We start from the raw sequence: 575 nt of genomic DNA on the forward strand, positions 1-575 counted from the left end.
GACCTGCTGCTGACGGGCCAGACCTACCACGGGGTGGTGGCGAATGTCGCGGAATACTACGACATTCCGGTGGCGGGGCTGCATCATTTCCCGGTGCGGGTCAACGGTCAGATCGGCGTTCCGTTTCTGCCGTCGCCGGCGCCGATCGTCCGCACCACGCTGTCGGCGGGCTGGTGGCTGTATTCCCGCTTCACCAAGGCGGACGAGGACGCGCAGCGCCGCGAGCTGGGTCTGCCGCCCACGACGGTTCCCGCGTGGCAGCGGATGGCCGACGGCGGAACGCTCGAAATCCAGGCCTACGACCAGGCGATGTTCCCCGGCCTGGCCGCGGAGTGGAATGGCAAGCGCCCCTTCGTGGGTTCGTTGACCCTGGAGTTGGCCGCCGAGACCGACGATGAGGTCGCATCGTGGATCGCCGCGGGAAAGCCGCCGATCTACTTCGGTTTTGGCAGCACCCCGGTCAGTTCCCCCGCCGAGACGGTGGCCATGATCGCCGACGCCTGCGCCGAGTTGGGCGAACGCGCGCTGATCTATTCCGGCGCCGAGGGTTCCGAGCCCGCTCCGCATCGTGAGCA

General features: G+C 68.2%; 1 pseudogene. It reads left to right on the forward strand.

Annotated elements, in window-relative coordinates:
• Window positions 1–575: pseudogene (locus tag A5706_RS33545) on the forward strand (hypothetical protein); the annotation flags it as partial.

Origin of the sequence: Mycobacterium sp. E796 (genome assembly GCF_001672815.1) — a bacterium.
GTDB lineage: Bacteria > Actinomycetota > Actinomycetes > Mycobacteriales > Mycobacteriaceae > Mycobacterium.